Genomic DNA, 18,447 nt, shown 5'->3' with positions numbered 1-18,447 from the left:
TATTTTACTATTTTAGAAAAACTCGCTAAGAGTGACTAATTTTTCATCTTTATATGCATACATTTCCTCGCGAGTTATATCAATAAAAGTCTCTTTATTAATAAACTCTAAGTTTTGCTCCATATATTCACATAGTAGACTAGCAGATAAATTATCACGACTACCACAAGAAATAAGGACTTTAATACACATAACAAAATCATCTACGCTATAATCGAACTCATGAATAAATTGTTTTATATTAATCAACTTTTCTCCACTTTTTTTACTGGTTTTAATAATATTCCATTTGTCTATTGCATCTAGTTCATCCATTTTTTCTTTAATACCTTCTATATTAGTACATTTAAATTTAATAGTGTATCTAGCTGCATCAATAATTGCCATAGCCTGTTTTATCTTTGTTCCCTCAACAGGAATTACTTTAACAACATCTAAAATTTCAATTCCACGTGGTGTGTTCTCGTTCATTTTATTCATAATATATTCTTCGTTAATATCTTCATTAAGTACCACATCCATATATTCACCATTTGAATGTACCCCCACTGACAATGGTTGCGCAATTGATACTGCCATGTGAGGATTAAATCCTTTTGAATACCCTATTGGAAGTTCTGACCTTTTAATTATCTTTTGGATAGTTCTCATTAAATCTAAGTGAGCAACAAATTTAATCTCACTTTTCTTACTATACTTGATTAAATAACGCACCTTTAAAACACGTCCCTTCTTTAAAGTTAACATTAACTCCACAATGTGTGCAGCCCTCTTTACAGTTTTGAGTTAATTCTACTTTTTTAGCCTTTTCATTTTCATTTATTAAATACTCTTTATTAACACCAATATCTATGAAATCCCAAGGAAGTACTTCATCGTAACTTCTTTCCCTATAAGCATAGAAATCTCCTGAAACATTACATTCCTCCATTGCTTCCTTCCATATTTGAAAATTAAAATATTCGCCCCAACCATCAAATTTTGCACCTTTTTCAAATGCCCTTATTATAACATCACAAATTCTTCTGTCTCCTCTAGCCATAACTGCCTCTAAATATGAAACTATCGATTCATGATAATTGTATGTAACTGCCTTACTTTTGATTGCATACTTAACTGCTTTTATTTTTTCTACTACATCCTCCATTCTGCTTTGAGGTACCCATTGAAATGGAGTAAATGGTTTAGGTACAAATATAGCTGTACTTGTAGTAACTCTTAATCCTCTTTTTCGTGTTTCCTTTGGAATTTTAAAGTATTCACCTGCAACTTTATCTGAAAGCTCTGCAATGCCTTGTACATCCTCTAATGTCTCATAAGGAAGCCCCACCATAAAGTAAAGTTTTATAGTTGACCAACCTGAAGCAAATACACTACTAACTGCTTCTAATACTTGTTCTACTGTTACGCCTTTATTTATAATATCTCGCATTCTTTGTGTTCCTGCTTCAGGTGCAAAAGTTATACCAGTTTTTTTCACCTTTTGTATTTCCTTAATTAAGTCCACTGAGAAAGAATTTATCCTAATAGATGGCAAAGATACACTAACATGATCTGCCTTGTTTTTCTCTATAAGTGTAGTTACAAGGTTTTTAATATCAGAATAATCACAAATGCTCAGTGAACTTAAAGATATTTCTCTATATCCAGTACTCTTTAATAATTTATCTGCTTCATCAATAAGAGTCGCAGTGCTTTTTTCTCTAACAGGTCTATATATCATACCTGCTTGGCAAAATCTGCATCCATTTGTACATCCTCTAAATGTCTCAAGGATTACCCTATCATGTACTATTTCAGTATATGGAACTACTATTTTCTCTGGGTAAGCAACTTTATCAAAATCTACTACAAATCTTTTCTTAACACTACTTGGAACATCATCATATTTAGGTTTAAATTCGCAAATTGTGTTATCATCATTATAAGATACGTCATATAATGAAGGAACATATACTCCCCTTATTTTAGATATTTCTCTTAAAAATTCTTTTTTTGTGCCTTTATGATTTTTATAAACATCCAATACTTCATTCATTATTTCCTCACCATCACCAAGTTCAAAGAAATCAACTATATCGTATAAAGGTTCAGGGTTATAGGCGCAGGGACCACCAGCCATAATTATAGGCTCATCCTCGCCTCTCTTAGATGCTCTTATAGTAATGCCTGACATATCAAGCATATTAAGAATATTTGTGTAACTCATCTCATACTGAAGCGTAAATCCTAAAAAATCAAATTTGTTTAAAGGATCCTTACTCTCTAGTGCATACAAAGCTATATCGTTATCTCTCATTTGTTTTTCCATATCTGGCCAAGGTGCAAAAGCTCTTTCACAATAAGTATCAACTCTTTCATTCAATACATGATAAAGTATTCTACTTCCTAAATGTGACATGCCCACTTCGTACACATCTGGAAAACAAAAAGCAAATCTTATATCAATTTTATCTATATCTTTATAACAACAATTTAGTTCTCCACCTATATATCTAGCGGGTTTTTCAACCTTAAATAAGATATCATCGGAAATTTTATTCATAGAAACCACTCCTCGTTTTTTCATCTAAAGTAAATAATAGTTTACGTTCATTACATTATTTTATTTTAACACATGAGTCTTAAATCTCAAAACTAAAAATTTTATCATTTAAAATAAAATAATCAACCTAATAATAGGTTGACCATTTTGATATAAGAAATATCATAAAATATGTTTTAATTTTTTAATATCAATGTACTCCCTTAAACTTATATTACCATAGACTTTTATTGCCTCGATTATTTCTTCCTCACACAATGTCTCGATTAAACACATATTTCTATCAAGTATAGTAAACAAATTATATTTGTTTTTATCAATTATTCCTAAAACATATAATAAACTTCTCTCACAAAAAATAGATATACTTCTATTCTCTACATATCCTCGTTTTATGAATCTATATTTTTTCTTAATAATGTAGCCCATAATCAAATATACTATCCTTTCCTTCTCTTTAATTGAAGATATTAAAATAAATATTGAAATTAATCCCAAATTAAAATTACCCCTATTTGCAGACACACTTACAAAATATACAAACATAAAAACACTTCCAAGAATCATGCTAACCCTAATAGTTGCCTCATTAGCCTTTCTATATATATTATTAAAACTAAGTATATCACGAAGCACCCTTCCCCCATCTAATGGGAAAGCCGGTATAAGATTAAATATACCTATCGCTAAATTACTATTACAAATCAAATCAAAATAAGGCCTTTTAAATATTATAAATAGAATATAAAAAATGAGTGCAAGTAATAAGTTTAGTAATGGTCCTGATAAAGAAATCATTAAATCTTCTTTTGCATTTGCTTCATCTAAATCTTTAAGTTTAAGTACTGCACCTACAGGAAGTATTTCTATATCAAAACCAGAAAAGCCTAAAATTCTTGCAGTTATATAATGCATTAACTCATGGAGGAATACGAAAAGAAAAGATATTACTAGTTTACCTTTAAATCCCAACACTATTAGCAAAATAATATACGGTATAAATAACTTACTTATTTTTATCAATTTATCCCCCAAAGCAATTACTAATGATGTTGTAAATCACTCCATTTTACTAAAAATTAATATTATTGTTTATTCCATTTTCATTAGGTATTATGCTTTTAACTTTATCTAAAAACTTTATCGTAATTGTTTCTACATTTTTAAATCTAATATCCTTAGCTTTTCCAATTAATGTACTATAATTATATTTCTTATTTATCGCTTCCTTAGAATAATTATATACAATTTGTGTTTTTGGTGTAATAACTACTTTGAGAAGCAAAACAAAAATAAATAATATAAGTACTCCAATTAACTCTCTTGTTAATCTCTTTAAATATAAATTTGATATTGTGTCTTGTTTGTTTTTTCCACTATGGAATTTATTTTTTTCACTATGAAATTTATTTGTGCCCCTTTGCTTTCTAGCTAAATTATTATAATAGCTTTGATACTGCGTATTATAATTCCCCATTTGCTCCTCCTTATACAATCTTTTACTCTTTATATATATTTAATTTTCATCATTTATATTACAAATTATAATAAAAATATATATTAATCATCTAAAATAAAAAAAGTACTGCAAAATTGCAGCACTCACCTAACATATGTTATTAATATTCTCTATCTTTTAAACTTCTCATTAAAACTTCAGCTGTACCTAGATTTGTAGCAAGCGGAATACAATGTACATCACATAATCTAAGAAGTGCTGAAATATCTGGTTCATGGGGTTGAGGTGTTAGTGGATCTCGAAGGAAAATTATCATATCCATTTCACCCTGAGCAAGCTTAGCACCTATTTGCTGATCGCCTCCAAGTGGTCCTGATAAAAATCTAGTGACTGGAAGACCAACCTCTTCATTTATTAATTTTCCTGTTGTACCAGTCCCATATAACTCATGTTTAGCTAAAATATCCTTATATCTTTTTGCAAAATCAATCATATCTTCCTTCTTTTTATCATGTGCTACTAATGCTATTCTCATATTTTTCCCCCTTAATATAATTTTCACTAAAATATATTAACTCATCGCATATTGTGATGAAATATCATCAAAAGTTTATTTTCTTTCTTCTCATCCCTACATTTAAAACAAGTCCTAATGCTATAAAGCTTGTTAGGAGTGAACTTCCGCCATAACTCATAAATGGAAGTGTTATTCCTGTAATAGGCATAAGCCCCATAGTCATACCAATATTTTGCATTATTGAAAACAACAAATTAGATATAAACCCTATACACAATACAGTTCCAAAAATATCTTTAGAACCTTTCGCAATTTTTATTAATCTATATATAAGAATACCATATAATAATAGCAATACAAAAGCACCAATAAATCCCCACTCTTCTGCTAAAACAGCAAAAATAAAATCAGTATGATTTTCTGGAACAGAATTAAATTGCACGCCTTTTCCAAATCCACGTCCCAAAAATCCGCCTGAACCTATTGCAAGTTTTGATTGGATAAGCTGAAGTCCAGAACCACTTGCATTTTTCTCTGGATGTAAAAAAGATGTAAGTCTCCCTTTCCAATAACTTTGAAAAATTGGTGAATTCCATGCACCTACAACTAAGATAAAAATTGATGTTATTCCTCCAATTATTATTTTTTTATCAAGACCTATACAAAAGAATATTCCAAGTACTATGAAAAAACTAACCATAGTCATTCCCATATCTGGTTGAATAACAATTAAAATCATTGGCACGGCAGCATAACCTATTAGTATAAGCAAATTTTTAAGATTGTTAATTTTACCTTCCATTTCATCTAATTGCTTTGCAATCATTATTATCATGCCTATTTTTGCAAATTCTGATGGTTGTAAATTAATCGGACCAAAATTTATCCAAGAATTAGCACCATTGGTAACTTTTCCAAATATATCACCAATTATTAATAATAAAACGCCAGCCCAATATATTATAACAGCGTAATTTTCTATTATCATATAATCAAATACTAAAAGGAAATATACTACAATAAGACCTAATAACATAGATGCAATTTGCTTTTCAAGATAATAATTTCCAGTACCACTCTTGTATTTAGCACTATAAATATTTATACATCCAAAAATCACGATGCAAGTCGCACTTATAATTGTAATATAATCTAATTCTCTTAAAAGCTTTTTATTAAGTCTTAAGTTTTGTAAAAATTTCATGATTTAACCAACCTCCATCTTCGTGCTGCTTCTCAGCTCGTAACAAATATGATTATATCATATAAAAATAAAATAGCTATGCATAAGTTGTTAATTATACATAGCTTAGGACTCTTATCTTTTTATCTTTTTTATTGGAATATTTGCAATTAGCGCCGGTGAATTTCCTTCATACTCATCCGTTGTTGTTAATCTAACCTCAATATCTCCAGTTTCTATTTCAGCGTATTTTGAAATAACCTGTAATATATCACTTTTGATCATTTCCAAAAAATCAGGTGAAATATCTGCTCTATCATGTATTAAAATTAGTTTTAATCTATCACTTGCAATATCCTTTGAGAAAATTTTGTTAGAAAATATTTTAAATAAATTCATCTATGTCCCCCCTTTATATTGCTTTAAACATCCTTTTTATAGCAGCAAAAAATCCTGCCTCACTTGACGCTCCATTTAATGAAGCATAGGTTACTTCCTCTCCCATTATTCTCCTTGCTATGTTTTTAAAAGCGAGTCCAGCAATTGACTTCTCATCAAGAACAATCGGCTCACCCTTATTAGTAGAAATTGTAACCTTCCTATCATCTGGCACAACTCCAATTAATTTAATTGCAAGGCACTCTATAATATCATCTACAGACAACATGTCCCCATTCTTTGTCATCTCATAGTTCATTCTGTTAATTATAACCTCATGTCTATCAATTCCTTTGGAATCCAATTTCCCTATTACCCTATCAGCATCTCTTACAGAAGTAAGTTCCGGATTTACAACTATAATAGCTCTATCTGCTCCAACTATAGCATTTTCAAATCCTTGCTCAATCCCAGCAGGACAGTCTATAATAACATAATCAAACTCTTCCTTTAACTCATTTACAACCATAAGCATATCTTTTATATTAATATCATTTTTATCTCTTGTTTGAGCTGTTGGCAATAAAAATAAGTTATTAAATCTTTTGTCTTTTATTAGGGCTTGTTTTAGTCTACATCTTTTTTCAATAACATCTACCAATGTAAATACCACTCTATTCTCAAGTCCCATCAAAACATCAAGGTTTCTAAGTCCTGTATCTCCATCAATTACTACAACCTTCTTATCCATTGATGCAATAGCTGTTCCAATATTCGCTGTGGTCGTCGTTTTACCTACGCCACCCTTACCCGAAGTTATAACTATAGATTCTCCCATGTGAATTCCTCCATTAAATATATTTATTAGGTAAATACGGTTCTACAATAATATTTCCATTTTTAATTTTTGCAACCTCAGGATATTTAGGTTTAACTTCGTCTTCAGGAGACCTCGTTACAACGCCACCGATCTGGAGTATTTGAGGTTCTAACCTAAATGCAGCAATTATAGCTTTTTCATTTCCGTTAGAACCTGCATGAACAACTCCTCTTAAAGTACCAAATACAATTATATTTCCTGCTGCATAAATTTCAGCTCCTGGATTTACATCACCAATTATAATTATGTTGCCAGGATAATTTATGCTTTGTCCACTTCTTATTGTTTTCCTTAAAAATTTAGTTCTTCCTTCATATATGCCAGTAAACACATTTCCAATAGGTTCATCTTGATTCTGAAAAATACAATCACTGATTAAAAATTCATCAAATAAGATTTCCTTTAATTTTCTACTTTCCCTCTCATTTATGTATTTTAGTTCAGTAGTTATTTTTAAAGTACTACCTTTGTAAAATTTCCTTCCCTGCGCAAGCTTAGCAATTAAAGCTTCTAGCATATCATCAAAATCACTAAAATGGTTCATATTTATAACTACATTTAGTCCTTCTTTATTTCCTTTAATAACAATTTTATCTGTAACCATAATTTTAACCTCCTAGCTCTCATCTGGTGTATATGGGACACTAAAATAAATAAAAAGCCCCTAAATCAGTTATTAATTATTTTACCCCATAATTGAACTGTTACATAACTTAGCTTATCTTATTATTTCAACATAATGCAAGTAAATTCCTGCTTAATTTTAATATTAATATTTATATATATATATTTATCCTTATAAATTTAAATAAACTCCAACAAACAAATTTGTCAGAGTTTATTTATTAAGTATTCTATCGACCTTTTAATAATAATTTAGAAATACTTTTGTTAAAACTTCCACTCCCGCTTCATATATTGCTTCTGGGATAGTTTGTATGCAAATTTATACATAAAAATAGAAACTACCAAATTGTATATTGCTTGATATATTATTACTCCCATATACATATTTTGTTTTATAAAAAACAATAGAGAAAATACTATTAAACCCTTTACTAAACTTAACACAAAAGATGATATTATTGGGAAAAAAGATTTTTCAAGAAATATACTTTTACCTATATATGCAGCTACAAAACACATAAGCATATTGCTTAACATATTGATTCCAAACGCATTAAAAAAATACACATCCTGAAGTGCACCAGTGAAAACTCCAATTATTATTGCGTCCCTTGGAGAACTAACAATAGAGTAGCACAATGCAAATACAAATAATAGGCTTGGATATGCACCATTTATCTTAAGTAAAGGCATTAAAGTATTATCTAATATTAGAAATAGAATACATAAAAGCACTATTGTTAATATCCTCTTCATAATCCAACCCCTAATATTTTATTTCTCCAGCTGTTGTATCTTTTGGTACGACAATAAAAACTTCTTCTATTTTCGAAAAATCTACATATGGTTTTATTATGGCACTCTTCATTACTTCACCCTTATCCTCATGCACACTTAGGACACTTCCAATTCTTATTCCGGCTGGATATATTCGTCCAAGTCCAGATGTCATTATTACATCACCTTTCTTTATTTTTGAATCTAAAGAAAGACGTTGTATTTGTGCAAGCGATTTATTTTTAGCATCTGTATATCCTTTGACAATACCATTATTATCTCTTGTTTTATCAACAAGCCCAGCCACTGCGATATTTTCATTAGATAAACACTGTACTATTGACCAATTATCACCCACTGATGTAACTTGTCCTACAAGTCCATCCCCGGTTATAGCAACCATTCCTTTTTTTATGCCTTTATTTTCACCCTTGTTTATTGTAAATCCATCTGAAAAACTATTACCACATAACCCATTTATATCAGCACCTACATAATTATATTGAGCATTTTTAGTTGAAAATTTATACATTTGCCTTAATCTCTCATTTTCCTTTATTGAGGCAGTATATTCTAGTGCTTTGGATTGTAACTCACTGTTAGTCTTCTTAAGTTCTTCATTTTCCTTCTTAACATTTGAAATGTTAGTTATAAACTTAAAAGAATTTTTTATTTTAAAAAAGCCATTAAAAAACACACCTTGTACTGAATTTATTGTTACCCCAACACCATTTTCCACAAAAGACATTTTCTCTCGGTTTACACTATAACCTATTAGTGATAAAAAGGTAACTGACAGTAATATAATAACTACTGCCAGTTTATTTTTTAAAAATCTCATATTTACCTTCTTTTACTCATAACATCTATATTATCGAGAGCTTTTCCTGCTCCTATAGCAACACAATCAAGTGGGTTTTCAGCTATGTGTACAGGCATATGTGTTTCCCTGTTGATAAGTGCATCTATTCCTTTTAGAAGCGCTCCTCCACCAGTTAACATAATTCCTTTTTCCATTATATCTGATGCAAGCTCTGGTGGGGTTTTTTCAAGGGTTGTTATTATTGCTTCAATTATCGATTGAACTGGCTCACTTAGTGCTTCTCTTACTTCCTTTTGTGTTACCTCTATAACTTTTGGAAGTCCTGTTATTAGATCTCTTCCTGTTATCTCCATACTCATATCATCATCTTCTTGTTCATATACTGACCCAAGTTCCATTTTAATATTTTCTGCAGTTCTCTCACCTATCATAAGACTATATTGTTTCTTAACAAAAGCTATTATAGATTGATCGAATTCATCACCTGCAACTCTTAACGATTTGCACGTTACAATTCCACCAAGTGATATTATGGCAACCTCTGTAGTTCCTCCACCAATATCCACTATCATACTTCCAGTTGGCTCATTTACAGGAAGTCCTGCTCCAATGGCTGCTGCAAATGGTTCTTCCATTAAATATGCATCTCTTGCTCCGGCACTTTTAGTTGCTCCCTCTATTGCTCTTTTTTCAACCTCAGTTACGCCAGATGGATATCCAACTACAATTCTTGGACTTGTAAATCCTTTTGGACTAACTTTACTTATAAAATGTCTAAGCATTTTTTCAGTAATATCAAAATCTGCAATTACTCCATCTTTCATAGGACGTATAGCAACTATGTTACCTGGAGTTCTACCTATCATTTGTTTAGCTTCTTCACCAACGGCTAGAACTTTATTAGTATTTATATTTATAGCTACAACCGAAGGTTCTCTTAATACAATTCCTTTCCCCTTCAAGTAAACTAATGTATTTGCTGTTCCTAAATCTATTCCCATATCACGAGACGTTCCGAATATTCCCATTATAATTTCTCCTCTCATATCTAAAGCATTCCTTTTTCTTTTAAACTCGTATAAACTCCGTTACCAATAATTATATGATCAAGCAGCTCTATTCCCAATAATTTGCCACATTCTTTAAGTCTTATAGTAATGTTTATGTCTTCTTTACTAGGAGTTGGGTCTCCTGACGGGTGATTGTGACAAATAACAACGGACGCACTACACTTTTTAATAGCTTCGTAAAAAACTTCTCTTGGATGAACTATTGAAGTATTCAAATTACCAATTGAGATATCTTTTATACTAATAATTACATTTTTTGTGTTTAGCATTACCAATTTAAGATATTCCTTTTTTAGGTATCTCATTTCCTCCATAAGGTACTGTGCAACATCTTTTGGTGATGTAATTTTATATTCTTCTCCTGATTTATAGCTTCTAAATCTTTTTGAAATTTCTATAAGTGCTAAAAGTTGTGTAGCTTTGGCTTTACCAACACCTTTTAAATTCATAAATTCCTCTGCACTTGAACTGAAAAGTCCATTTAGTCCGCCACACTCAGCTATTATTCTACTACAAAGACTTATAATATTTTCATTTTTTGATCCTATTCTAAGTATTATAGCTAATAGTTCATTGTTTGATAAATTTTCAGCACCATATCTTAACAATTTTTCCCTTGGTCTTTCATTTTGAGGCAAATCCATGATTTTGAACGTCATACCCATAAACAACTCCCTTATAGATTGACCCCCATTTCCCTTAACATATAATATAATTTATTCACTGGCAACCCCACTACACTATAGTAACAGCCCTCTATTTCTTGAACAAATAAAGATGCTCCTCCTTGTATTGCATAAGCTCCAGCCATGTCTAATGGCTCTTTTGATTCTATGTAATTATTTATTTCTTTGTCTGATAACTTTGAAAATTTTACTTTTGTACAAACATAATCAGTATTAATTTCCTGAGTCTGAGCATTTATTACCGCAATGCCTGTATATACCTCATGTGTATTGTTACTTAAATCGCTAAGCATTTTAAAAGCCTCATAAATATCTTTAGGTTTTCCAAGCACTTTACCCTTAAAGTAAACAACAGTATCGCAACCTATTATAATAGCAGGTTTTTTCACGCTATTACAAATAGCTATAGCCTTACCTTTTGCTAAGGTCATAACGTAGTCCCCACAATTTCCAGAAAATAATATGTCACTTTCTTCAAAGTCGCTTTCCATTATCTCAAAATTACTAGTTATTTTTTTTAAAAGTTCAGCCCTTCGCGGCGAGGCAGAAGCTAAAATAATATCCACTACATCACTCCTAATATTTTCTATATAATATTATTGCCAAAATAATGCCTATAATAGTCATAATACTTATATTAAAATTTATACCGAAAGTTACTGCAAAGACTTTAAAATCTATAAGCATAGGATTACTTGTACCTATGGTGTATGTACTCTTCAAAAATTTAAGTGCCACCACGTTGTCTCCTAATAGCTCACCTATGCAACTTCCAGAAATAGCTCCTATCATTATAAAAAAAACAAAATATGGATTTTTTCTTTCTGCGCTTTTCAAATTGTACCTCCCACCTTACTTATATATCTTATACATTTTAACATTTAATAAATTCATACACAAGTGCATTAAATTATTATTCAAAAAAAATTTATATTTATTTTAATATAATCAATACATTTTACACCATTAATCCAACGTAAAAAAATACAAATAGATTTAATACTCTATTTGTATTTTCACTGTTTTTACCATTTCTAATCATTTTAATGATATATAATCTAATTAGTATGTAAAATAAACATATAAATTTGCAATTATATCTGTTTCTTTATAAATTTATATATATATATATATCCATCCTCTGCTTTGTCTTTTTCTAATACTTTTGGAAGTGTCGTTAAATATGATTTTATCGTAGTCATTGAGGCGTAACTTTTATTTGTCTTATCTGCACCGCCTAATGCACCCACCCATTTTTTTAATTCTGCAGTTGTATATGCCTTAGTATTTTTCTCCGAAAGCTTATTTAATATTTTAATATCCGCACTAATCATTTCATTAGTTTGCGCGCTTGTTAAATCATTACCCTGTAGCTTAAAATTAATTTTTGCATAAATTATTTTTTTTGCCGTAAGCTGCTTAATAATGTTATCAGCTCCACCTTTAGGATATACACCAAGTATAACTTTATTTAACTTATCTTCCACAACAATAAATGGTGTACCATAGTCAGCTAAACTATTTTTTAGTGCCAATGCAGTTGCCATTTTGGTAAACACGCCACATTGTAATGCTACATACTCTTTACTACTATCTTGAGTTGTATCTTTAGAAACATCCACACTAACTTTATTTGTTTTTGTATCCTTTAACAAACTTACCTTAGTGCTTTTATTATCTGCGCTCGCTATTTTACTATTATTAGGTAGAAGTTTTGAAAAAACAGTGCCCAAAGCAATAGCAACTATTAATGTTAATGTAATAACAATTATAAAATTGTTATTTTTCTTAGGTGGTTTGTAATTGTACCTTGTATATCTCACTTTAACATCCCCTAACTTAATAAGTCCTTATTTATAATATTATTATTCAAAAGTTTATTTTAGAATAAAAAAACAAATATACATAATATAATTACAATAACCCTATAAATTTATAGGGTTATTGTAAAAATGAATTTTGTTTTTATGTTAAATAAGGATTATTTTCTATTCATCCTTGTACATAAGAGATACTTTAACAATTTTTGTAACTATTTCTCTTGCTTCTACATAAGGATTTCCGTTCCTAGTCAAACGCCTTAAAATTGCAGGATTATACCTTTCAATTTTCTCAACGATAGAATCTACCTCACTTACTTGAAGATTAGGTGAAGAGGTCATACTAGGTCTATCATATTGATTTGAATCCTGATACTTATCACTATAACCCAGTTCACTATTTTCGTCCCTATCATCTTCCATATTTTCATTTCTATACATTCTACAGGATTGATTAAATTCATTCATTGACCTAGCATAATTAAATTGACCTGTACCCATCCATGGATTTATTCCCCTGTATTGATTCATTCCCATATTAAAATTTACATCCGGAATAGATCCCATGGGCATTCCCACATTTGACATCATATTCATTTGGTCATATCCGTACATCATAGATTGTAATGGAACCATTTCATATTCTTCAATCATGTCTATATCTTCACTATTGTTGTCTTCTATATTCATAATTACCCTCCCATTCAATATTATTAATACATTAACAATTTATGCTAAATGTAAGAGTTTGATACTAGTTTTACAAAAAAAATAAAGAGGATGTACTTACATCCTCTTTATGCCACTATTTACTTAATCCTCGTACAGGCTTTCTCATATTAGTATCACCATTAATAACTACAGGGTTCTCTTCTTTACTTTTATTAGATTTATCTTGATTTTTATTAACATTACTATTTTTATTTTTCATAAACAACACCTCTTTCAGATGTTAGTTTTTCCTTATTTCATTTTATAATTCATTCTTTTATACTTTAAGTTTACCAAATTAAAACTTACAACACGTCTACTAGAATAAACTCCTAATAGACGTGTTGTAAGTTTTGGCATTTCTTGTTCAAATAAAAAAATATCAACACTCTTAAAGTGCTGATACTAATTAATTTAACTTGGTGCGACAGATGGGACTTGAACCCATATGGTCTCCCACACGTCCCTTAAACGTGCGCGTCTGCCATTCCGCCACTATCGCAAACAATATTCCATTGTAAAGGATTAAATCTTGTAGCATCGCTAGACCAATAACTACAAGATTTATTATATATTATTTCTGTACAATTTGTCAATAGTTTTTATATACTTTTACTTAATCTCATTATTATACAGCTTTGAATAAATGCGATAATTTATTTTTACTTTTTTAACATATTTATCAGTTTCTCCAAATGGTATATTATTAAGTGTTTTACCATCAGTAGAATACTTTTTATTTTGAAGCCACTTTTTAACATTTCCACGTCCACCATTGTAAGCAGCAAGCACCAATTCTAAATCTCCATTAAATTCGCTATTTAGATCATCAAGATACCAACATCCCATAGCAATATTAATTTCGGAATCAAATGATTTTTCAGTATTAAAATTTTTCAATTTCATATTTCCAGCAATCCACAGTGCAGTATCAGGCATTATCTGCATTAATCCATAAGCTCCAGTATGAGAAATAGCCTTTTCATCGAAATTGCTCTCTGTTCTTATTACAGCAGCTACCAAATATGGATCTACATTATATCGCTTCGAATATGTAACTATTTGATTTTCATACTTTATTGGGTAAAAATTTTTTAAAATACTTTTTATATTTAATACTATGATAACCAATAAAATTAATATTAATAATTTTACAATTTTTGAAATTTTCATAACTTCACATCTAACCTTTCGAGCTGTGCGATAATTAAATCTAGCTGCAACTTTGTGTCTTCAACGCTTCTTCCATTATCAATAATAAAATCAGCATATTTTCTCTTTTCGTCTATTGGCATTTGAGCTTTTAATCTATCCATTGTGTTCTCTAAATTTAACTCATCACGAAGCATAACCCTTTGTATTTGAACATCACTACATACCCATACTAAAATAGTTATATCCATACTGGTATTGAGATTATTCTCTATTAAAGTAGGTGCATCTAGAAAACATAACTTACAGTTATCTTCTTCACACATCTTTATTCTGTGATGTATTTCTTTTGTTATAAAAGGTATCATTATACTTTCAAGTTTTTTTCTACGTAACTCACTTTTAAATATATAATTTCCGAATTTTTTTCTGTTAAGTTTACCTTCATTATCGAAATAACCATATCCAAATTCACTTTTGATTTTACCCATTATCTCCGGATATATTATAAAAACCTCTCTAGCTACAATATCTGCATCGATAATGGTAAACCCATCATCTTTTAACATATTGGTTACAGTACTCTTACCACTACCAATACCACCTGTTATTCCAACCTTTAGCATTATCTTCTCCCCTACTTTTTTATAACTAAAAATTGAATACATTAGATTATAGGCTTAAATATCGCCTAATAATCTCAACTACTTAGCCTCATACCATGTTTCCCCGATGCTAATTTCCACTTCTAGTGGAACTAAAAGTTTAACAACATTCTCCATCTGATCCTTAACTAAAAATTCAACTTGCTTTTGTTCATCCCTATATACATTTAATATCAATTCATCATGTACCTGTAGAATTAAAGTACTTTTTAATCCCTCTTCCTTTAATTTATCAAATACATTAACCATAGCAAGTTTTATAATATCCGCAGCACTTCCTTGTATAGGTGTATTCATCGCAAGTCTTATACCTGCAGCCTTTACAATTTTGTTTGCTGAATTTATTTCTGGTATAAATCTACGTCTATTCATAATTGTAGTTACACTATTATTTTCCTGCGCCTCAATAACTATATCCTTCATGTATTTTTTAACATTCGGGTATCTTTCAAAATAAGTTTCTATATATGTTTTAGCTTCTTTCCTTGATATATTTAAATCATTAGCCAAACTAAATTCACCAATACCATATACTATACCAAAATTTACGGCTTTTGCATTACTTCTCATAAGTTTTGTAACCTCATTCATAGGAACGTTGAATACCTCAGATGCTGTTTTAGTATGAATATCACTATGATCAATGAACGCTTGAATTAAATTATCATCTCCAGCAATATGTGCGAGTACTCGAAGCTCTATTTGTGAATAATCTGCAGATAATATAACACACTGATCATTGTGTGGTATAAATGCTTTCCTAATTGCCCTACCCATTTCATGTCTTATAGGAATATTTTGCAAATTAGGTTCTGTACTAGATAACCTTCCCGTCGTTGTGACTGTTTGCATAAAGTTTGAATGTATTCTAGAATCTGTGTCAATTACTGCTTTTAAACCCTCAATGTATGTAGAAAAAATTTTTGTTACTTGTCTATACTTTGTAACTTCTGCAATAATAGGGTGCTTTTCTACTAGTGCCTCTAAAACCTCTGCATTAGTTGAATATCCTGTTTTTGTCTTTTTTATAACAGGCAAATCTAATTTTTCAAATAATATTTTCCCTAATTGTTTTGGTGATTTTATATTAAATTCTTCTCCAGCTAAAACAAAAATAGTACTTTCAAGTTTCGCTATATCTGCAGAAAATTTAACTCCTAGTTCTTCTAAATTTGCTCTATCTACTGTGAATCCTTCAGCCTCCATATATGATATAGCCTCTGTTAATGGTTGCTCAACCTCATATAGCAGTTTTTCCATTTCATACTCTTTAATTTTAGGCTCTAATATCTCATAAAGCCCCTTTAGTAATGCTACTTTATTAATTTCCTTTTCATGTCCAGCTCCGGTAATACTAATTCTAAGATTGGTATCCATAAGTGTTTCTAGGCTATATTCTTTTTTTGCAGAGTCTAACAGATACGCCGCAAGTTCTGTATCAAATTTTATGCCATGTAGTTTTATACCTTTTTTATTAAGTGCAGTATATGCATTTTTTACAGCATGGCTGACCTTTTTAATATCATTACTCTCAAGTATAGTTTTTAAACAACTTATAGTTTCTTCCTCATCTTCTTTAAATAAATCATCAAGCTTAATAAGATAATTTTTTTCTTTATAATTAATGTATATGTTATTAAGACACATTTTAGAAAAAATATTTGTATCCGCTATATCAAAAATTATATATATGGTATCTTTAATTTCAAAGGTAAGCTCTGAAAGTTCCTTCAACTTATCTATTACTTCATAATCTGCAGAGAATATTTCCTCGGCAGAGTCATCATCTACAGATATTCTGTCTATTAATGACTTAAACTGTAATTTATAAAATAAATCTTTTACAGCACGAACATCATAATTTTCTTTTGATTTAATTGAATTTAGATCCATTTCCATAGGCACACAAGTAATAATTGTGGCTAACTTTTTACTGAAAATTGCCTGTTCACTATAGGTATTTAAATTTTCAACAAGCTTTTTGCCACTAACCTTATCAATATTCATAAGAAGATTTTCTATACTCTTATATTCTTTGATAAGCTTATATGCAGTTTTTTCACCTATTCCTGGAACACCTGGTATATTATCAGAAGCATCTCCCATTAGTCCTTTTACATCTATAAATTCTGTTGGAGTTACTCCGAAGTCCGTGATTATACGGTTTCTATCATATATCTCTTTTTCAGACATTCCTTTTTTATTTATTACTATCTTTACATTATCCGTTGCAAGCTGGAGTGCATCCCGGTCTCCTGTTATTATAAAGACTTCAAGTCCTTGTTTCTCTGCAAATACTGATAATGTACCTATTAAATCATCCGCTTCAAAACCATCTAATTCAAAAATATCTATAGCCATTTTCTCTAAAAGTTCCCTAACTAGAGCAAACTGTCCCTGTAGTTCATCAGGCATTTTTTTTCTACCTGCCTTATAATCTTTATATTCTTCATGACGAAAAGTAGGTGCCTTCCTATCAAATGTTGTAACAATATAATCAGGCTCAAACTCCTCTTTCATCTTTAAAAGCATAGATGTAAAGCCATAAACTGCATTAGTGTATATCCCATCTGAATTTGTTAGGGCTGGTAATGCATAAAAAGCTCTATACATAAGACTATGACCATCTAAAATTAACAGTCTTTCCTTAGACATTTTAAATCCCTTCTTTCTACTATGATAATAACCTTATAAGTAACACTATATTCGTTTTATAATATACTTTCCAAATAAAAATATCAACTTGTTAATACGAACATCTCTTCTATTATAACATTAAGATGACTTCTTAAAATAAACTTTTCCTTAACATAAGTAAAACAATTTCTATTGTATTATAACAATAATATACCCTAAAAGTAACTAACTTTATTATAATTAAAAAAACAAAAAGAGCATCTGAAATATATTAATACCTCAATATATGTTACTTTATGCTTAATTTATACTAAATATACAAATACCTATTGCATTGTTCATAAATATATGGTAAAATATTTTTTGTCAGACATGCCGAAGTGGTGGAACTGGCAGACGCGCTGGACTCAAAATCCAGTGGTAGCAATACCGTGCGGGTTCGATTCCCGCCTCCGGCACCATACATTTTAAAGAAAGACTGTATCACTTAGTTTTAAAGCTAATTGATACAGTCTTT

22 protein-coding genes and 2 tRNA genes are annotated in these 18,447 nt (G+C 30.1%); 1 reads left to right on the top strand and 23 read right to left on the bottom strand.

The genetic code is table 11. The features are described from left to right. Window positions 1–12: 12 nt before the first annotated feature. The 23 genes from Q0649_RS04065 to polA form a co-directional block, all read right to left on the bottom strand. Window positions 13–747, bottom strand: coding sequence for a TIGR03936 family radical SAM-associated protein (locus tag Q0649_RS04065; RefSeq protein WP_298837722.1), 735 nt, complete (start codon window positions 745–747; stop codon window positions 13–15). After that, a complete protein-coding gene (locus Q0649_RS04060; RefSeq protein ID WP_298837720.1) occupies window positions 692–2,545 on the bottom strand; it encodes a TIGR03960 family B12-binding radical SAM protein in 1,854 nt (617 codons plus the stop codon). The genes Q0649_RS04065 and Q0649_RS04060 overlap by 56 nt, the downstream gene beginning before the upstream one ends. 162 nt (window positions 2,546–2,707) lie before the next feature. After that, the gene (locus Q0649_RS04055) at window positions 2,708–3,568 is read right to left on the bottom strand and encodes a M50 family metallopeptidase (protein WP_298837718.1); all 861 of its coding nucleotides are present in this window, start codon (window positions 3,566–3,568) and stop codon (window positions 2,708–2,710) included. A gap of 49 nt (window positions 3,569–3,617) precedes the next feature. After that, window positions 3,618–4,022 carry a hypothetical protein gene (locus Q0649_RS04050; protein ID WP_298837716.1) on the bottom strand — a complete coding sequence of 135 codons (405 nt, stop codon included), beginning with the start codon at window positions 4,020–4,022 and terminating at the stop codon, window positions 3,618–3,620. Between the two features lie 142 nt (window positions 4,023–4,164). Further along, a complete protein-coding gene (locus Q0649_RS04045) occupies window positions 4,165–4,539 on the bottom strand; it encodes a methylglyoxal synthase (protein WP_071613636.1) in 375 nt (124 codons plus the stop codon). A gap of 67 nt (window positions 4,540–4,606) precedes the next feature. Beyond that, window positions 4,607–5,725, bottom strand: coding sequence for a rod shape-determining protein RodA (gene rodA / locus Q0649_RS04040; protein ID WP_298837691.1), 1,119 nt, complete (start codon window positions 5,723–5,725; stop codon window positions 4,607–4,609). Window positions 5,726–5,839: 114 nt separating this feature from the next. Next, on the bottom strand, window positions 5,840–6,103 hold the full coding sequence (gene minE, locus Q0649_RS04035; protein ID WP_298837689.1) for a cell division topological specificity factor MinE: 264 nt from the start codon (window positions 6,101–6,103) through the stop codon (window positions 5,840–5,842). A gap of 13 nt (window positions 6,104–6,116) precedes the next feature. After that, window positions 6,117–6,920, bottom strand: a complete 804-nt coding sequence (minD, locus tag Q0649_RS04030) for a septum site-determining protein MinD (protein WP_298837686.1) — start codon at window positions 6,918–6,920, stop codon at window positions 6,117–6,119. A gap of 13 nt (window positions 6,921–6,933) precedes the next feature. Then, window positions 6,934–7,566, bottom strand: a complete 633-nt coding sequence (gene minC / locus Q0649_RS04025) for a septum site-determining protein MinC (protein ID WP_298837684.1) — start codon at window positions 7,564–7,566, stop codon at window positions 6,934–6,936. A gap of 287 nt (window positions 7,567–7,853) precedes the next feature. Beyond that, complete coding sequence (mreD, locus tag Q0649_RS04020) at window positions 7,854–8,345, bottom strand: rod shape-determining protein MreD (RefSeq protein ID WP_298837682.1); 492 nt, start codon at window positions 8,343–8,345, stop codon at window positions 7,854–7,856. Window positions 8,346–8,355: 10 nt separating this feature from the next. Next, the gene (mreC, locus tag Q0649_RS04015; protein ID WP_298837679.1) at window positions 8,356–9,207 is read right to left on the bottom strand and encodes a rod shape-determining protein MreC; all 852 of its coding nucleotides are present in this window, start codon (window positions 9,205–9,207) and stop codon (window positions 8,356–8,358) included. 2 nt (window positions 9,208–9,209) lie between these two features. Next, the gene (locus Q0649_RS04010; protein ID WP_298837677.1) at window positions 9,210–10,217 is read right to left on the bottom strand and encodes a rod shape-determining protein; all 1,008 of its coding nucleotides are present in this window, start codon (window positions 10,215–10,217) and stop codon (window positions 9,210–9,212) included. A gap of 20 nt (window positions 10,218–10,237) precedes the next feature. Beyond that, entirely contained in the window at window positions 10,238–10,924 is a 687-nt protein-coding gene (gene radC, locus Q0649_RS04005) for a DNA repair protein RadC (protein ID WP_298837674.1), read from the bottom strand. An 11-nt stretch (window positions 10,925–10,935) separates the two neighbouring features. Further along, window positions 10,936–11,511, bottom strand: coding sequence for a Maf-like protein (locus Q0649_RS04000; protein WP_298837671.1), 576 nt, complete (start codon window positions 11,509–11,511; stop codon window positions 10,936–10,938). 10 nt (window positions 11,512–11,521) lie between these two features. After that, window positions 11,522–11,737 (bottom strand): DUF4321 domain-containing protein, encoded by a 216-nt coding sequence (locus Q0649_RS03995; RefSeq protein ID WP_298837900.1) that lies wholly within the window; start codon window positions 11,735–11,737, stop codon window positions 11,522–11,524. A gap of 302 nt (window positions 11,738–12,039) precedes the next feature. Continuing rightward, window positions 12,040–12,768: a hypothetical protein gene (locus Q0649_RS03990; protein WP_298837668.1), complete on the bottom strand. Its 729-nt coding sequence runs from the start codon at window positions 12,766–12,768 to the stop codon at window positions 12,040–12,042. Window positions 12,769–12,933: 165 nt separating this feature from the next. Continuing rightward, the gene (locus Q0649_RS03985; RefSeq protein WP_298837666.1) at window positions 12,934–13,455 is read right to left on the bottom strand and encodes a hypothetical protein; all 522 of its coding nucleotides are present in this window, start codon (window positions 13,453–13,455) and stop codon (window positions 12,934–12,936) included. A 115-nt stretch (window positions 13,456–13,570) separates the two neighbouring features. After that, a complete protein-coding gene (locus tag Q0649_RS03980; protein ID WP_298837663.1) occupies window positions 13,571–13,696 on the bottom strand; it encodes a hypothetical protein in 126 nt (41 codons plus the stop codon). A 200-nt stretch (window positions 13,697–13,896) separates the two neighbouring features. Then, a tRNA-Leu gene (locus Q0649_RS03975) sits at window positions 13,897–13,978 on the bottom strand. Further along, the gene (locus Q0649_RS03970; RefSeq protein WP_298837660.1) at window positions 13,944–14,072 is read right to left on the bottom strand and encodes a hypothetical protein; all 129 of its coding nucleotides are present in this window, start codon (window positions 14,070–14,072) and stop codon (window positions 13,944–13,946) included. Before Q0649_RS03970 ends, Q0649_RS03975 begins: the two co-directional genes overlap by 35 nt. A 16-nt stretch (window positions 14,073–14,088) precedes the next feature. Beyond that, window positions 14,089–14,649 (bottom strand): lytic transglycosylase domain-containing protein, encoded by a 561-nt coding sequence (locus tag Q0649_RS03965; RefSeq protein WP_298837658.1) that lies wholly within the window; start codon window positions 14,647–14,649, stop codon window positions 14,089–14,091. Further along, window positions 14,646–15,254 (bottom strand): dephospho-CoA kinase, encoded by a 609-nt coding sequence (gene coaE / locus Q0649_RS03960; RefSeq protein ID WP_298837655.1) that lies wholly within the window; start codon window positions 15,252–15,254, stop codon window positions 14,646–14,648. The genes Q0649_RS03965 and coaE overlap by 4 nt, the downstream gene beginning before the upstream one ends. A gap of 78 nt (window positions 15,255–15,332) precedes the next feature. Further along, the gene (gene polA, locus Q0649_RS03955) at window positions 15,333–17,948 is read right to left on the bottom strand and encodes a DNA polymerase I (protein WP_298837652.1); all 2,616 of its coding nucleotides are present in this window, start codon (window positions 17,946–17,948) and stop codon (window positions 15,333–15,335) included. 356 nt (window positions 17,949–18,304) lie between these two features. Between polA and Q0649_RS03950 the strand changes: the two genes are divergently transcribed. Next, window positions 18,305–18,391 (top strand) — tRNA-Leu (locus tag Q0649_RS03950). The last annotated feature ends 56 nt before the right edge of the window (window positions 18,392–18,447 follow it).

The organism is uncultured Clostridium sp. (assembly GCF_937920395.1).
Lineage (GTDB): Bacteria > Bacillota > Clostridia > Clostridiales > Clostridiaceae > Clostridium_AD.
The sequence above is the reverse complement of the archived record's forward strand: the minus strand, read 5'-3'. Positions and strand labels throughout refer to the sequence as shown.

Excerpts from the sequence above, each read along its gene's own strand:
- Q0649_RS04065 (WP_298837722.1), bottom strand. The coding sequence starts at position 747 with ATGTTAACTTTAAAGAAGGGACGTGTTTTAAAGGTGCGTTATTTAATC.
- Q0649_RS04060 (WP_298837720.1), bottom strand. The coding sequence starts at position 2,545 with ATGAATAAAATTTCCGATGATATCTTATTTAAGGTTGAAAAACCCGCT.
- Q0649_RS04050 (WP_298837716.1), bottom strand. The coding sequence starts at position 4,022 with ATGGGGAATTATAATACGCAGTATCAAAGCTATTATAATAATTTAGCT.
- Q0649_RS04045 (WP_071613636.1), bottom strand. The coding sequence starts at position 4,539 with ATGAGAATAGCATTAGTAGCACATGATAAAAAGAAGGAAGATATGATT.
- rodA (WP_298837691.1), bottom strand. The coding sequence starts at position 5,725 with ATGAAATTTTTACAAAACTTAAGACTTAATAAAAAGCTTTTAAGAGAA.
- minE (WP_298837689.1), bottom strand. The coding sequence starts at position 6,103 with ATGAATTTATTTAAAATATTTTCTAACAAAATTTTCTCAAAGGATATT.
- minD (WP_298837686.1), bottom strand. The coding sequence starts at position 6,920 with ATGGGAGAATCTATAGTTATAACTTCGGGTAAGGGTGGCGTAGGTAAA.
- minC (WP_298837684.1), bottom strand. The coding sequence starts at position 7,566 with ATGGTTACAGATAAAATTGTTATTAAAGGAAATAAAGAAGGACTAAAT.
- mreD (WP_298837682.1), bottom strand. The coding sequence starts at position 8,345 with ATGAAGAGGATATTAACAATAGTGCTTTTATGTATTCTATTTCTAATA.
- mreC (WP_298837679.1), bottom strand. The coding sequence starts at position 9,207 with ATGAGATTTTTAAAAAATAAACTGGCAGTAGTTATTATATTACTGTCA.
- Q0649_RS04010 (WP_298837677.1), bottom strand. The coding sequence starts at position 10,217 with ATGGGAATATTCGGAACGTCTCGTGATATGGGAATAGATTTAGGAACA.
- radC (WP_298837674.1), bottom strand. The coding sequence starts at position 10,924 with ATGGGTATGACGTTCAAAATCATGGATTTGCCTCAAAATGAAAGACCA.
- Q0649_RS03995 (WP_298837900.1), bottom strand. The coding sequence starts at position 11,737 with ATGATAGGAGCTATTTCTGGAAGTTGCATAGGTGAGCTATTAGGAGAC.
- Q0649_RS03985 (WP_298837666.1), bottom strand. The coding sequence starts at position 13,455 with ATGAATATAGAAGACAACAATAGTGAAGATATAGACATGATTGAAGAA.
- Q0649_RS03980 (WP_298837663.1), bottom strand. The coding sequence starts at position 13,696 with ATGAAAAATAAAAATAGTAATGTTAATAAAAATCAAGATAAATCTAAT.
- Q0649_RS03965 (WP_298837658.1), bottom strand. The coding sequence starts at position 14,649 with ATGAAAATTTCAAAAATTGTAAAATTATTAATATTAATTTTATTGGTT.
- coaE (WP_298837655.1), bottom strand. The coding sequence starts at position 15,254 with ATGCTAAAGGTTGGAATAACAGGTGGTATTGGTAGTGGTAAGAGTACT.
- polA (WP_298837652.1), bottom strand. The coding sequence starts at position 17,948 with ATGTCTAAGGAAAGACTGTTAATTTTAGATGGTCATAGTCTTATGTAT.